Below are 15,595 nucleotides of genomic sequence, written 5' to 3' on the forward strand. Positions count from 1 at the left end.
CCGGCAGGCCGGTAATCCTGGCGTCTTGTTGTGCGGATGAACAATCGCAGTTGGTCCAGGCGGGGGCCTGATTAATGAGTAAGACAGGCAGATCCTTACAAGGCGCGCGTAGTCGTTCGCAGATCATAGTGTTGTTCGTCGCGCTGATCATTTGCATCATGTTGCTGTTCGTCAATTTCGCCTACCTCAACACTCAGTCGAATTACGATAAGCAGTACATCGGGCATGCTGGCGAATTGCGCGTGCTGTCCCAGCGCATCGCCAAGAACGCCACTGAAGCCGCCGCCGGTAAAGCGGCCGCGTTCAAATTGCTCACCGACGCGCGCAACGATTTCGACATGCGCTGGGGGTTTCTGCGAAAAGGCGACAAAGCCACTGGCCTGCCGCCCGCGCCTCATGAAGTGCGCGACGAGCTGCAAGCGGTGCAAAACGACTGGGAAACCCTGCGCAAGAGCACGGATGTGATCCTTGCCAGCGAACAGACCGTGCTCTCGTTGCACCAGGTCGCCGCGACTCTGGCCGAAACCATCCCGCAATTGCAGGTCGAGTACGACAAAGTCGTCGAAATCCTCCTGCAAAGCCGCGCGCCGGCCAGCCAGATTGCGCTGGCCCAGCGCCAATCGCTGCTGGCTGAGCGGATTCTGGGCTCGGTCAACAAGGTGCTGTCCGGCGATGACACGGCAGTGCAGGCCGCCGACTCGTTTGGGCGCGATGCCAGCCAGTTTGGTCGGGTGCTGAGCGGCATGCTCGACGGCAATGTGACCTTGAAGATCACCCAGGTCGAAGACCGCGACGCCCGGACGCGACTTGCGGAAATTTCCGAGCTGTTTGAATTCGTCTCAGGCTCGGTGGATGAGATTCTCGAAACGTCGCCGGAGTTGTTTCAGGTTCGCGAGTCTTCCGGCAAGATTTTCAGCACCTCGCAAACCCTGCTGGATGAAACCTCGGTACTGGCCAACAGCCTTGAACACTTGGCCAACATGCGTTCGGCCAACACCATCGGTGGTTATGTGCTCGGCTTGCTGGCCTTGACGTCGATCATCCTGATCGGCCTGGTGATGGTCCGCGAGACCAACCGTCAGTTGCGGGAAACCGCCGAGAAGAACGAGCGCAACCAGGCCGCGATCATGCGTCTGCTCGATGAGATCGAGAATCTGGCCGATGGCGATCTGACGGTTGCCGCCACGGTGACCGAAGACTTCACCGGAGCCATCGCCGACTCCATCAATTACTCCGTCGATCAGCTGCGCGAACTGGTCGCGACCATCAACCTGACCGCCGAGCAGGTGTTCGGCGCGGTCAAGGACACCCAGACCACCGCGACCCAGCTGGCCGCCGCTTCCGAGCATCAGGCGTTGCAGATCGCGGCGGCGTCCAACGCGATCAACGACATGGCGGTTTCCATCGATCAGGTTTCTGCCAACGCGCTGGAGTCGTCATCGGTGGCCGAGCGTTCAGTGACCATCGCCAACAAAGGCAACGAAGTGGTGCACAACACCATTTACGGCATGGACACCATTCGCGAGCAGATTCAGGACACCTCCAAACGCATCAAGCGCCTGGGCGAGTCCTCCCAGGAGATCGGCGATATTGTCAGCCTGATCGATGACATTGCTGATCAAACCAATATTCTCGCCTTGAACGCCGCCATCCAGGCTTCCATGGCCGGTGACGCGGGTCGTGGTTTTGCCGTGGTTGCCGACGAAGTACAGCGCCTGGCCGAACGTTCGTCGTCGGCGACCAAGCAGATTGAAACCCTGGTGCGGGCCATTCAGAACGACACCAACGAAGCGGTCATCTCCATGGAGCAGACCACCACCGAAGTGGTGCGTGGCGCGCGTCTGGCGCAGGATGCCGGGGTTGCTCTGGAAGAAATCGAAGGCGTGTCGAAAATTCTCGCCGCATTGATCGAAAGCATCACCAAGGCTGCGCAGCAACAGGCCGTGCTGGGGCAACAGCTGTCCCAGACCATGACAGTGATCCAGCAAACCACGTCGCAAACCACTTCGGGTACAGCGGCCACGGCACGCAGCATGGGCAATCTGGCGAAAATGGCCAGCGAGATGCGTCGCTCGGTTTCCGGTTTCACCTTGCCGTCCTCGAAAGACCGCGGCTAACTAAACGAACGACTTTGCGATGAGCAATGGTTGAGGGGATTGGAGTCGTCATGGCTGATCGGCACGACTATGTGGCGCTGGAGTGGGTAAAGGGCGAAATCGCCGAAACACTCAAGCAGGCCCGCCAGGCCCTGGAACTGTTTGTCGCCGACCCGGCGCAAACAGAGGCGATGGACGCTTGTCTGGATGGCGTGCATCAGGTCCACGGCAGCCTGCAGATGATCGAGTTCTACGGCGCGGCCCTGCTCGCCGAAGAAATCGAGCAGCTGGCGCTGGCCTTGCAGCAGGATCGCGTCGGCCAGCGGGCCGAAGCCGTGCAACTGCTGACCCAGGCGTTGACTCAATTGCCGGTGTATCTGGACCGCATTCATTCGGCGCGCCGCGATCTGCCGTTGGTGGTTCTGCCACTGCTCAACGATCTGCGCAGCGCCCGTGGCGAAAGCCTGCTGTCGGAAACCAGCCTGTTCGCCCCGCAACTGGTCAGCGTGCCGCCACTGGGCGCGCAAGCCCTGGCGCAACGTGATACGCCCGAGCTGCCCGGTCTGCTGCGCAAATTGCGCCAGACCTTGCAAACCGCGTTGGTCGGCCTGTTGCGTGAGCAGGATGTACAGGTGCAGCTGGGCTACATGGGCAAGGTCTTCGCCCGCCTGGAACTGCTGTGCAACGAAGCGCCGCTGGGACCGCTGTGGCAGATTGCTTCGGCGTTGGTGGAAACCATGGTCAACGGCAACTTCACCAACAGCCCGGCCTTGCGCAGCTTGCTCAAGGATGCCGACAAGGAACTCAAGCGTCTGCTTGATCACGGCATCGAAGCCATCAATCAGCCGGCGCCGGACGAACTGCTGAAAAGCCTGCTGTTTTATATCGCCAAGTCCGACAGCCAGGCACCCCGCATGCTCGACCTGAAAGACCAATACGGCCTGGATCAGGCCTTGCCCGACACGTCGCTGGCCGATCAGCAGAGCGCCCACATCGGCGGCCCGGATCGGGATGCGATGCGCTCGGTGATCGTGGCGCTGTGCGAAGAGCTGGTGCGGGTCAAGGAGCGGCTGGACGTCTTCGTGCGTGGCGACCGCCTGCATGTCAGCGAACTCAACGGGCTGCTGCCGCCGTTGCGGCAGGTGGCCGATACCTTGGCGGTATTGGGTTTCGGACAGCCGCGCAAAGTCATCATCGATCAGCTGAGCGTCGTTCAGGGCCTGGCTCAGGGCCAGCGCGAGCCCAGTGACGCGGCGCTGATGGACGTGGCGGGCGCGCTGCTGTACGTCGAGGCCACGCTGGCCGGCATGATCGGCACCGTGGAGCAGGCCCGTCGTGAAGACAGCCGCTTGCCCACCACCGACCTGACGCAGATTCATCAACTGGTGATTCGCGAAGCCCGGGTCGGTTTGCAGCAGGCCAAGGATGTGATCATCGATTACATCGACGGCGAATGGGACCGGCAGCGACTCGAACCCTTGTCCGCGCTGCTGGTGCAAGTGCGTGGCGCGCTGGCGATGATCCCGCTGGCGCGCGCTGCCAGTCTGTTGGCGGCGTGCAACGACTACATCCTCGAACACTTGCTGGTCGACGAAAATCGCCCCGCGTGGACCCAGCTCGACAGCCTCGCCGATACCCTGACCGGCATCGAGTATTACCTGGAGCGCATGGGCGAAGACCCCGAAGCGCCGGGCGAGCAGGTGCTCGACATGGCCCAGGAAAGCCTCGCGCTGCTGGGCTATTCACCCACGCCCGATGCCATGGAAGTGCCGCTGCTGGATGAAGTCATCAGCCAGGACGAAATCCTTGAGTTGCAAGCGCGGCAGGCACTGGTCAGCCCGACGCAGACCATCGCCGACGTGCTGGGCAGTCCGGTTTCCGCCGTCAATCCACCCGCCCGCAACATGCCCGCCAGCCTGTTGCCGCCGCCCGCCGACGAAGAGGGTGTTGACGACGAGCTGCTGGAAGTTTTCCTCGAAGAAACCGAAGAAGTGCTGGCGGCGCTGCAGGAATACCTGCCGCGCTGGTTCGCCTCGCTCGATAACGGCAACGCCAATGGCGACCCCGGCAATGCGAGCGCGCTGACCGAAATACGCCGCGCGTTCCACACCCTCAAGGGCAGCGGACGCATGGTGCGGGCGCTGATTCTCGGCGAGTTGGCGTGGTCGGTGGAAAACCTGCTTAACCGGGTTCTGGAAAGCAACGTCAAACCCGATCAGCACGTGCAGCAACTGCTGACTGAGGTTCTGGCGCTACTGCCGCAAGTGATTCGCGACTTCGCCGACAATGCCCAACGCCAGCGTGACGATGTCGACCTGCTGGCTGCTCGCGCCCACGCCCTGGCCCGGGGCAAAGGGCCGCTGAGCTTCGAAGCGGACGTTGCTGAAACGGACGATGAAGCGCTGGATCCGCAACTGCTGGAGATTTTCCGTCAGGAAGCCCGCAGCCATCTGGATAACCTGCAACGCTTTCTCGATAACGCCGCCGAGGATTCGTCACCGTCTATCACCGATGAATTGCTGCGCGCCTTGCATACCCTCAAAGGCAGCGCCTCCATGGCCGGCGTGGTGCCGATTGCCGAGCTGGCCAGCCCGCTTGACCAGCTGGCCCGGGAGTTCAAGGCCAACCTCATCGCGCTGGGCCAGGCGGAGCTCGATCTGCTGCGCAGCGCCGAGCCGCTGTTTCACCAGGGTCTGGAGCAACTGGACAGCGAGCCGCTCAAGCCGATTCCGGGTGCGGACAGCCTGATCGAAGCGGCCCATGCGCTGCTCAATGAGCGCCTGGCCGCCGCACTCAGCGCGTCCAGCAACGGTTTGCGGATCAAACACAATCCGCAGTTGATCGCCACCTTTCTTGCCGAAGGCATGGACATCCTGCTCGACGCTGAAAGCCTGTTGCAGCGCTGGCGCCAGCACCCCGGCGAGCGTCAGGAACTCAGCGCCTTGCTGGAAGAGTTGACCACGCTGGGTCACGGCGCGCACCTGGCGGACCTGCCGCAAGTCGATGAACTGTGCGAAGCCTTGCTCGACCTGTACGGCGCCGTGGAAGAAAGCAGCCTAGCGGTCAGCGCGTTGTTTTTTGATGAGGCCGAACACGCGCACGAAGCGTTGATCAACATGCTCGATCAAGTCGCCGCCGGGCAGGAAGTCGAAGCGCGTCCCGAGCGTGTGCTGGCTTTGCGCGACCTGCTGGATCAGGCGCTGGACCCCGGCGCCATGGGCCTGATCAAAAGTCATGATGGCGGCGCGTCGAGCATCACCGATCTGCACGCTGCAACCGAGCAACTGAGCACCGCGCTGGCGGTTGAAGAGGGCAGCGACGCGCGCTACGACTTTTCCGGCCTGGACGAGGAAATCGTCGAGATCTTCCTCGAAGAAGCCGTGGATATTCTCGACAGCGCCGGCCAGGCCCTACAACGCTGGCTCGACGATCCCGAAAACGCCCAGCCGCTGTCTTCCCTGCAACGGGATCTGCACACCCTCAAGGGCGGCGCGCGGATGGCGGAAATCACCACCATCGGCGACCTGGCCCACGAGCTGGAAGCCTTGTATGAAGGGCTGATCGACCGCCGCTACAGTTATTCCCCGGAAATGGCCGAGTTGCTGGTCAGCAGTCACGACCAGCTGGCGTTGATGCTGGAACAACTGCAAAAGCAGCAACCTTTGGCTGATCCGGCGGCCTTGATCGAAGCCATCAGTGTCCTGCGCCTGGGCAATGTTCCGGCCCCGCCGCCAATCCCTGAGGCTCCGTCAGTGGCGGCCGCCGAAGAGCGCGATCCCGAGTTGCTGGAGATTTTCCTCGAGGAAGGTTTCGACCTCAGCGAAAGCTCTGCCGCGTCGCTGGCGCGCTGGCAGGCCGATCCCGACAACATGCTGGAAGTGGAAAACCTGCTGCGCGATCTGCACACCCTCAAAGGTGGCGCACGCATGGTGGAAATCGCCCCCATTGGCGATCTGGCCCATGAAATGGAATCGCTGTACGAGGGGCTTTCGGCAGGGCAACTGCGCCCTGACCCGTTGATCATGAGCCTGCTGCAAAGCGGTCATGATCTGCTGGCCGACATGCTCGATGCCGTGCGCGCCGATAAACCTTTGCCCAGCGCAGCGCTGCTGATCGACAGCATTCGCAAGCACGCCAACCCCGGCACCGCGCCTGAACCACTGCCTGCTCTGGTCCAGCCCGAAGCCGAATTGGTGGTCACGGCGCGAGCAGTTTCCAGTGTCGAAAGTGACACCGAGCGTTCAGCGCCGGAGATGGTCAAGGTCGCCGCTGAGGAGCTGGAAAACCTGGTGAATCTGGCCGGAGAAACTTCGATCTTTCGCGGGCGTATCGAACAGCAGGTCACCGACGCTCAAGCGGCACTGGCGGAAATGGCAACGACCATCGAACGGATGCGCGACCAGCTGCGCCGCCTGGACGTCGAAACCCAGGGCAGCCTGCTCAGCCGCGAACAGGTGCAAGCCGAGCGCCTGGGTTACGAAGATTTCGACCCGCTGGAAATGGATCGCCATTCGCAACTGCAACAACTGTCCCGGGCGCTGTTCGAGTCCGCGTCGGACTTGATGGACCTCAAGGAAACCCTCGACGCCCGTGGCACCGACGCACAAACGCTGTTGCTGCAACAGGCGCGGGTCAATACCGATTTGCAGGAAGGGCTGATGCGTACGCGCATGGTGCCTTTCGAGCGACTGATGCCACGGCTCAAACGCATCGTTCGCCAGGTCTCCGGCGAGCTGCACAAGAAAGTCCGCTTCGACGTGGGCGATGCCGAAGGCGAAATGGACCGCAGCGTGCTCGAACGCATGGTCGCGCCCCTGGAACACATGCTGCGCAATGCCATCGACCATGGCCTGGAAACCACCGAAAAGCGCCTGGCCGATGGCAAGCCGGAATACGGCACCATCAGCCTGAGCCTGAATCATGAAGGCGGCGATATCGTCATCCAGATGCATGACGATGGCGCCGGTATTGACCTCGACGCTGTGCGGCGCAAGGCCCGCAAACGCGGCCTGATCGCTGCCGACGCACAGCCCGGCGACTACGAAACCCTGCAGTTCATCCTCCAGCCGGGGTTTTCCACGGCCGAGACCATCACCCAGATTTCCGGACGCGGCGTCGGCATGGATGTGGTTCACGCCGAGGTCAGGCAACTGGGCGGCACCATGTCGATTCAGTCGACGTCCGGGCAAGGCACCCAGTTCAGCATCCGCCTGCCATTCTCGGTGTCGGTCAACCGCGCGCTGATGGTGCAATGCGGCGAAGAGCTATACGCGGTACCGCTCAATACCGTCGAAGGCATCGTGCGCGTCATGCCCGGCGAGCTGGAAGCGTGTTACCAGTCGATCCCGCCGCGTTACCAATACGGCGAGCGCGTCTACGAGTTGCGTTATCTCGGCGAACTGCTCAATAACGGCCAGCCGCCCAAACTCGTTGGCCAGACCCAACCGCTGCCGGTGCTGCTGGTGCATGTGCATGACCAATGGGTTGCGGTGCAAGTCGATGCACTGGCCGGCTCGCGGGAAATCGTCGTGAAAAGCCTCGGCGCGCAATTCGCCGGCGTACAGGGCATTTCCGGCGCGACCATTCTTGGCGATGGCAGCGTAGTGCTGATTCTCGACCTGCTGGCGCATATTCGCGCCTTGCATGGCCGTTTGCAGTCCCGGCTCAACTCCGGCCTGAGCACCCCGGCCTACAGCGAAATCGAGCCCGCGCGACGTTTGCTGGTGATGGTGGTGGATGACTCGGTTACCGTGCGCAAGGTCACCAGCCGGCTGCTGGAGCGCAACGGCATGACCGTGCTGACCGCCAAGGACGGGGTCGACGCCATGGCGCTGCTCAAGGAACACACGCCGGACATCATGCTGCTGGATATCGAAATGCCGCGCATGGATGGCTTCGAAGTGGCGATCAATATCCGCAACGACGAGCGCCTCAAGGACCTGCCGATCATCATGATCACCTCACGCTCCGGCCAGAAACACCGGGACCGCGCCATGGCCAGCGGCGTCAACGACTACCTGAGCAAGCCTTATCAGGAATCGGTGCTGCTCGACAGCATCGCCCACTGGAGTCAGATCAATGCCTAGCGCCGCCGCCAACTCCAGCCATCTGGCAACCCTGACCGGCTTGATCCTGCCTCTGAGCGACCGCAACCTGGTCCTGCCCAACGTCGCCGTGGCCGAGTTGATCGATTATCAGGACAGCTCCGCCGACCTCGATGCACCCGAATGGTATCTGGGGCCGATCAGTTGGCGTCAGCGCACGTTGCCGTTGCTCAGCTTCGAAGCCGCCTGTGGAGGCCGCACCCGCGTCGGCGGCCGCGCGCGCATCGTCGTGCTCAACGCCCTGGGCAATCACGACGACCTCAAATTCATTGCCCTGCTGATCCAGGGCATTCCCCGCTCCTGCAAACTCGACAGCCAACTCAGCTACGTCGACGTACCGCTGGCCGAACTTGAACTGGCCGCCGTGCAAGTCGGCGAAACCCTGGCACGGATTCCCGATCTGGTGGGGCTGGAGCAGTGGGTGGTGGAGGCGGGGTTGGTTTAATCCGCTCCTACTTCCGGTCGCCGTGCCCGTTTTCTGCCAGCCGGAATGCGGCTGCCATCTCGCTCTGTTCCTGCTGCCCCAACCCAATCGCTCCCGCCACATTGCGCCATTGCGAAACGACATCTCGACAGTCATCAATGATTTCGTTTGCCTGGGCCAGTGACAGTCGGAAATACCTACAGACCGAACGGGCAAGATCCAGATCCAGTGCGTTGTCATGCTCGCTGACATTGAGTTTTAGCCCCGTGCCGTAACTCATCGGGTTCATGTCATAAGCGTCGGACAGCTTCCAGCCTTTGCCCGGCACCAGGAGAAAACCATGGTTGCGCAGGTGATCGTCTGTATTGGAAATCAGCATATTGAAAACGATGCGAGTCCAGAGCTCTTTCACGTCAGCATTTGGCTGAGCACCTTGACTCATCAGGGTCTCGGCGATCTCGAGATAGCTGACGCCGGTTGAGGCATCATCCCCGTCGGTGTGTCCGGTCAGCGTCATGGCCGACGCAAAGTGAATACGTTTGCCTGCGGGTGTCCGGTCGAAACGTTTGATGAGGAACGTATGCTCACGACTGGCATAGCGCCCGTGCTGTGCCTCGGGAACGCGAATGCCGCAGGCTTGAGCCAAGGCATGGACCACTGACTCCCATGCGCCAACGTCATAGCCATCCCTGGCGCTGGGGAATTTTGCGATCCAGAACTGGCCGTCTGGATCAACCACTGTGGCCTTGGGCCGGGCACCGCCCAATGAACCTCCTGGTGCGAGTAGCATGCGAAGCCAGTCATCCACCAGCGGCGCCGTATTGCTCTCATCCGTTTCCAGCGCCCGGCTGGCCTGCTCAAGGGCTCTCAACATCACCAGCGGTGGCGCGGCTTGCCCATGGTTGTCATCAAGAAACGCCCCCGTGTCATCTACTCTCAGTCGCAATGCGCCTACCCGAAACAAATCGTGTACCCCGAGTAGAAAATCGGACTCGTACAATCGGTCATTCGAGTCAGCCAGTCCGCTACGTTTTTCTCGATCCAGTCTTCGCTTCATAAGCAATCGACCCCAGTGATCCGGACTCGAATCAGCAAATAGCCCGAAAGCGTCCTGCCCCTGCTGAGGGTATTGCGGTCCTGAATATGGGCTCAGCGCCGGATCCAACTGGATATTTCGCATCCAGGGTGCTGTCAGTGCCGATGGGTCATATTCGAACTCGAATATTTCTCGCTGGTTGCTGCGGCGCACATGCAGAATGCCGAGTTTTGCCGGAAACTCCAGTCCTTCCCAGTCTGCATATGCCGCGATTGTCTGGTTCATCGATCCGTCTCGTCATCAGGTTTCTTGCTGCGTTTAACGATAAATCTCTGCAGCTCGTTTGCATGGGTGGTCGGGCTGGATACATCGCTTTTATCCGAAAACGGCTCAGCTTGCCGCAGGTCTGGAGTGGTCCCCATGTTTGGGGAAACACTTGAATCTTTCACTGCAACCGCCCTGCGTGAATTTGCTTTGGGCAACAAGTCGGCGTCCTGGAGCTGACGACCGAGAACATCGTCCGCTGCAACAAGGTCAAGATCCTTTTCAAGACCGAGGACCCGCATCACCGATAGATAGGCGCCAATGGTGACACCCGCGCCGCCTTCCTCAACATTACGCAGGGTCATTGCCGACATGCCTGCACGCTCTGCGACCTGTTTGGCGGTCAATTTTCGACGCAGTCGTGCCGTCTTCAAACGCCCACCCAGCTGGTGAAGACGCGATTCGGAAACGGGGAGGAGGGGGGCGGTTTTTCTGGCCATAGTGAAAGAATTCCATATGTTTAAAGATTTAAATACTAGAATTCTTACACTTTATCAAGGGTGGCGCAGGCCAGATTAATACGTTTGGCTGGCCGGGTTGATATAAATATTTATTCGTTGGTGCGCCGTGTGGAACGCCGCAGACGCGGTTTGTTGGAGATTCTATGGCCGTAGTACCTGGCCGCGTGGTGGCGAGCCTTGATGGAAAATAGCCTAATGCTGGACTGTGCTTCTGATTCATTGCCAGGAACGACGCATTCGCGGGCAAGCCTTGCTCCAACGAATCTGATTCGTGGTGCTGGCGCGAGCCGAATAATAGCCATATTCGGCTCACCAAATGAGCCGAATACGACTATTATTCGGCTCATCCCCACAGGAACTGTCGATGAGCGAATTACCTTACTGGATCTGGCAGCAACCGGACTGGCCGAATTTTCACTGGCAGGGAGATCGCCTGGCCGGGTTGTTACGCGCGTGTTCGCAAGCGCAAGGCCAGCTGCTGGGCATGCTGGGCGCAGTGGGTGCTGACGCCAGCGCGCAGACAGAACTCGATGCGCTGCTGCAAAACATCATCACCTCGTCGGCAATCGAAGGTGAGCAGCTCAACGTAGGCTCGGTGCGCTCATCGCTCGCCAAACGCCTCGGTCTTGAAGACGGTCAGAAGGTCAGCCCGCGCAGTGAGGGCCTGGCAGAACTGATGCTGGACGCTACGCAGCACCACCAGACAAAGCTCACGCTTGAACGGGTATTGCATTGGCATACGTTGCTGTTTCCGGCGCAGGAAACCTTTCAATCCCAGCACATTCAGGTAGGCGCCTTGCGTGGTGCTGAGCCGATGCAAGTGGTCTCCGGCCGTATTGATCGGCCGACAGTGCATTTCGAAGCGCCGCCGCGCGAGGGACTGGAAGCCCGGCTGGACGCGTTCTTCGACTGGTTCAATCGCAGCCAAGCGGATGCCAGCCTCGACCCACTCTTGCGTGCCGGCCTTGCGCACTTCTGGTTCGTGACCCTGCACCCATTCGACGACGGGAACGGTCGGCTGACCCGTGTCATCACTGACCTGACGTTGGCTCAGGCAGAAAACCAGGCCATTCGTTTTTACGCCATGTCCGCCAGCATCCTGGCCGCTCGCCCGGACTATTACCGGATTCTGGAAGTCAGCCAAAAGGATGGCCTGGACGTCACGCCTTGGCTTGAGTGGTTTCTTCAGACGTTGCTGGACTCGCTGCAACTGGCGATCCAACGGATCGATCGGGTCCTGGCCAAAGCGCGTTTCTGGCAGCAACATCGGGCCAAAGCGCTATCGCCCGAACAGGTCAAAGTGCTCAATCGTCTGTTGGACGGCAGTCTGCCGGGTGATAAACCGGGCTCCGAAGGCGGGATCAGTGCCGCGCAGTATCAAGCAGTCGCCAAAGTCAGCAAGGCCACGGCAACCCGGCATCTTGCCGACTTGCTTGATAAGGGCTGCCTGCAGAAACTGCCGGGCGGAGGCAGAAGCACCCGCTATCAAGTCTCACTGTAATCGACGGCCACGCTGCCGCTATTTCGGACAGGTTTAAATACACAACTGCGTCATCGCAACCGGGCCTTCCACTTAGCTTTCACGATTTCCAGGTCAGTAAGGCGTCCCGCTTCTACATCGGCGATTCCTTCGTCGATTTCACGCAGGTAGCGCAGCTTCGCTTCGAGATAGCGCTCTAACACAAGCAGCAGGCGGTATCGGCTGGCTTGCAAGGAAGTTTCGGCGCTTGATTGCGGCATGGGTTCGGGTCTTTGAGAAAACTGACGGTATCGAAATCTATCAACGCTCACGTGCGTTGGGACGTATCTATTTACCACCTGGACGAGGTTACAGCGCCCCGCTAGCAAGACACTTCCCTTCCCCTTGAGTGAAATTTCCGAATTTTCTCCGACTGCTTGTGCCCCGAGTTTTGGATCACTACCCTCCCGCCGTCGCTGCAAAATCAGCGATCAGGTTTGGTAGACCTGAGGTAAACAAGCGCAACGCGCCATCTCTTGATGCGCGTTTGCGGCCTGCTTTTATGGTGGCCGTGCGCATGGCGTCTTCGGACGAGCCGGTTTGCCTGTTTACCGGTTCTACCAACTTGCGTACGGCCGCCACCAATATTGGTAGAGATGGATCGCGGCTCCTTTAAGCAAACAGGAGTACCTAATGATCAATGTCACCCCCGAAATTTCCTCAATTCCCTTCATCGCCAACCAGGCCCTGTCTCAGGAACAAGCCCTGATCCACGCCTCCGATCTTCTGCGCTGTGCCATGGCCGCCGCCTATGAATGTGGCGACAGTCTTTCCGGCGCCAAGCGTGATCTTGCGTTCTCCGTCGTGCATCTGGTTGAAATGGCCAATGTGATGGTCGAGCGCTCGTTGCGCTAAAGCCGCTGCCAGGCGTGGTTTACCGTAGGGGCGAACGTGTTCGCGAGGCGGTGTCTCAACTTGCCGTGACCTTGCCCGGCACCAACGTTTCGCCAGCGGGTTCACTCCTGCTATTCCCAATCATTAGCCTCACCGTAACGATTCCACCTTCTGCTTGATTGATGCCCGACACCCTTCGCTTCTAAGGTGACCCACGACAGCGAATTCGTGGAGTGACCATGACAACAATAACGAACCCCGACGCGCGCTGGTCGCGTCGTCGCAGTGAAAAACAGCGGCGGCTCGAACAGGTGCGGCATCTTGCCGATGGTGTGGTGTTGCCGACCGATCAGATCGTCGCGGCGCTGGAAGCCTTGATGATGCCCGGCGACCGCGTGGTGCTGGAGGGCAACAATCAGAAGCAGGCGGATTTCCTTTCCCGTTCGCTGGCCAAGGTTGACCCGGCCAGGCTGCACGACTTGCACATGATCATGCCCAGCGTCGGCCGTTCCGAGCATCTGGATCTGTTCGAACGGGGCATTGCCCGCAAGCTCGATTTCTCTTTCGCCGGCACGCAAAGCCTGCGCATCAGCCAGTTGCTGGAAGACGGCCTGCTGGAAATCGGCGCGATTCATACCTACATCGAGCTGTATTCGCGGCTGGTGGTCGACCTCATTCCCAATGTCGTGTTGTCTGCCGGTTTCATGGCCGACCGCGCGGGCAATATCTACACCGGGCCGAGCACCGAAGACACGCCTGCGCTGATTGAACCCGCCGCGTTCAGCGACGGCATCGTCATTGTGCAGGTCAATCAGTTGGTGGATGACGTCAGCGAGCTGCCTCGGGTTGATATTCCCGGCTCCTGGGTCGACTTTGTGGTGGTGGCCGACAAGCCGTTCTACATCGAGCCTTTATTCACCCGCGACCCGCGCCATATCAAGCCGGTGCATGTGCTGATGGCGATGATGGCGATTCGCGGCATCTACGAGAAACACAACGTACAGTCGCTGAACCACGGCATTGGTTTCAACACCGCCGCCATCGAGCTGATTCTGCCGACCTACGGCGAATCCCTCGGCCTGAAGGGCAAGATCTGCCGCAACTGGACCCTCAATCCGCACCCGACGCTGATCCCCGCCATCGAAAGCGGCTGGGTGGAAAGCGTGCATTGTTTCGGCACTGAGCTGGGCATGGAAAATTACATTGCCGCGCGACCGGATGTGTTCTTCACCGGCCGCGACGGCTCGCTGCGTTCCAACCGCATGATGTGTCAGCTGGCCGGGCAGTACGCAGTGGATCTGTTCATTGGCGCGACGTTGCAGGTCGATGGCGACGGGCATTCTTCCACTGTGACGCGGGGACGTCTCGCCGGCTTCGGGGGTGCGCCAAACATGGGCCACGATCCCCACGGTCGCCGCCATCCGACGCCCGCCTGGCTGGACATGCGCCAGCAGAGCGGCGACGGCCCCGAAGCGTATCTTGAACGCGGCAAAAAGCTCGTCGTGCAGATGGTCGAAACCTTCCAGGAGGGCGGCAAACCCACCTTCGTCGAAACCCTCGATGCCGTGGAAGTGGCGAAGAAAAGCGGCATGCCGCTGGCGCCGATCATGATCTACGGCGATGACGTCACCCACCTGCTCACCGAAGAAGGCATCGCCTATCTGTACAAGGCGCGCAGCCTGGAAGAGCGCCAGGCGATGATCGCTGCCGTCGCGGGCGTCACCGTCATCGGCCTGCGCCACAACCCCAAAGACACCGCCCGCATGCGCCGCGAAGGCTTGATTGCCTTGCCCGAAGACCTGGGCATTCGCCGCACCGACGCCAGCCGCGAACTGCTCGCGGCCAAAAGCATCGGCGATCTGGTCCAGTGGTCAGGCGGTTTGTACAACCCGCCCGCCAAATTCAGGAGCTGGTAATGAGCGCCCTCGCACGCAATACCGAATCTGAAACTCTCTCGCTCGCCGATCATCTGGCGGATCTCGCCGTGGAAGCGTTGATCGATGAGGCGGACCTGTCACCCAAACCCGCGCTGGTGGATCGACGCGGCAGCGGCGCTCACAGCGACTTGCATCTGGGTCTGATGCACGCCTCGGCGTTGTCGCTGTGGCCCGCGTTCAAGGAAATGGCTGAAGCCGCCATGACCTTTGGTGTCATTGGCCAACCCCTGCGCGAAGCCTTGGGGCGCATTGGCCGCGAAGGCGAAGCCGCCATGTTGCACACCACCGAAGGCGTGAACGCGCATCGCGGTGCAATCTGGGCCTTGGGTTTGTTGGTGACCGCAGCGGCACTCGATCCGCAGGATTGCAGCGCCGCGAGCCTCAGCCTGCGCGCCGCCAAGCTGGCGCTGATCGATGATCGCCATGTCATTGCCCAAGCCAGCCACGGCCAACAAGTGGCCCGTCGTTACGGCGCCATGGGCGCGAAAGAGCAGGCGCAACTGGGCTTTCCGGCGGTCATGCAATTCGGTTTGCCGCAACTGCAACGCAGCCGCGCCACCGGTCATGGCGAGCAGAACGCACGTCTCGATGCCTTGCTGGCGATCATGACCACCTTGAGCGATACCTGCGTGCTGTATCGAGCGGGCACCGCCGGGCTGAACGCCATGCAGCATGGCGCGCAACGGGTGCTGGACGCCGGTGGCAGTGCGAGCCTCAGCGGTCGGCGCTGCCTGCACGAACTGGATCAGCAATTGTTGCAGCTCAATGCATCGCCGGGCGGCGCCGCCGATTTGCTCGCCGCCTGCCTGTTCATCGATAGCCTGGAGCCCGCGCTCGGCCGTCCATCGAGGAGTGTTTGA

At 60.7% G+C, this 15,595-nt stretch carries 10 protein-coding genes; 7 read left to right on the plus strand and 3 right to left on the minus strand.

Translation table 11 applies throughout. From position 1 onward, the window contains the following. Positions 1-74 precede the first annotated feature (74 nt). From CFII64_RS15830 to CFII64_RS15840, 3 genes are read left to right on the plus strand one after another with little or no spacing between them, the layout of a single operon-like run. A complete protein-coding gene (locus CFII64_RS15830) occupies positions 75-2,117 on the plus strand; it encodes a methyl-accepting chemotaxis protein (RefSeq protein ID WP_044901425.1) in 2,043 nt (680 codons plus the stop codon). 50 nt (positions 2,118-2,167) lie between these two features. Continuing rightward, positions 2,168-8,182 carry an Hpt domain-containing protein gene (locus CFII64_RS15835; protein ID WP_020291811.1) on the plus strand — a complete coding sequence of 2,005 codons (6,015 nt, stop codon included), beginning with the start codon at positions 2,168-2,170 and terminating at the stop codon, positions 8,180-8,182. Next, the gene (locus tag CFII64_RS15840) at positions 8,175-8,645 is read left to right on the plus strand and encodes a chemotaxis protein CheW (RefSeq protein WP_020291812.1); all 471 of its coding nucleotides are present in this window, start codon (positions 8,175-8,177) and stop codon (positions 8,643-8,645) included. The genes CFII64_RS15835 and CFII64_RS15840 overlap by 8 nt, the downstream gene beginning before the upstream one ends. A gap of 7 nt (positions 8,646-8,652) precedes the next feature. On the opposite strand, the gene CFII64_RS15845 is transcribed toward CFII64_RS15840, so the two are convergent. Together CFII64_RS15845 and CFII64_RS15850 are read right to left on the minus strand one after the other, a co-directional pair. Then, a complete protein-coding gene (locus CFII64_RS15845) occupies positions 8,653-9,945 on the minus strand; it encodes a type II toxin-antitoxin system HipA family toxin (RefSeq protein ID WP_020291813.1) in 1,293 nt (430 codons plus the stop codon). Continuing rightward, entirely contained in the window at positions 9,942-10,424 is a 483-nt protein-coding gene (locus CFII64_RS15850; protein ID WP_020291814.1) for a helix-turn-helix domain-containing protein, read from the minus strand. Before CFII64_RS15850 ends, CFII64_RS15845 begins: the two co-directional genes overlap by 4 nt. A 385-nt stretch (positions 10,425-10,809) precedes the next feature. Here CFII64_RS15850 and CFII64_RS15855 point away from each other — a divergent pair, with 385 nt between their 5' ends. Continuing rightward, entirely contained in the window at positions 10,810-11,946 is a 1,137-nt protein-coding gene (locus CFII64_RS15855; protein WP_020291815.1) for a Fic family protein, read from the plus strand. A gap of 50 nt (positions 11,947-11,996) precedes the next feature. On the opposite strand, the gene CFII64_RS15860 is transcribed toward CFII64_RS15855, so the two are convergent. After that, positions 11,997-12,185 (minus strand): hypothetical protein, encoded by a 189-nt coding sequence (locus CFII64_RS15860; protein ID WP_020291816.1) that lies wholly within the window; start codon positions 12,183-12,185, stop codon positions 11,997-11,999. A 412-nt stretch (positions 12,186-12,597) separates the two neighbouring features. On the opposite strand from CFII64_RS15860, the gene CFII64_RS15865 reads away from it, so the two are divergent. From CFII64_RS15865 to CFII64_RS15875, 3 genes are all read left to right on the plus strand, one after another. Then, positions 12,598-12,819 (plus strand): DUF6124 family protein, encoded by a 222-nt coding sequence (locus CFII64_RS15865; protein ID WP_020291817.1) that lies wholly within the window; start codon positions 12,598-12,600, stop codon positions 12,817-12,819. A gap of 218 nt (positions 12,820-13,037) precedes the next feature. Then, positions 13,038-14,714 (plus strand): malonate decarboxylase subunit alpha, encoded by a 1,677-nt coding sequence (gene mdcA, locus CFII64_RS15870; protein ID WP_020291818.1) that lies wholly within the window; start codon positions 13,038-13,040, stop codon positions 14,712-14,714. After that, on the plus strand, positions 14,714-15,595 hold the full coding sequence (locus CFII64_RS15875) for a triphosphoribosyl-dephospho-CoA synthase (protein WP_020291819.1): 882 nt from the start codon (positions 14,714-14,716) through the stop codon (positions 15,593-15,595). The genes mdcA and CFII64_RS15875 overlap by 1 nt, the downstream gene beginning before the upstream one ends.

It is taken from the genome of Pseudomonas sp. CFII64 (assembly GCF_000416235.1).
Lineage (GTDB): Bacteria > Pseudomonadota > Gammaproteobacteria > Pseudomonadales > Pseudomonadaceae > Aquipseudomonas.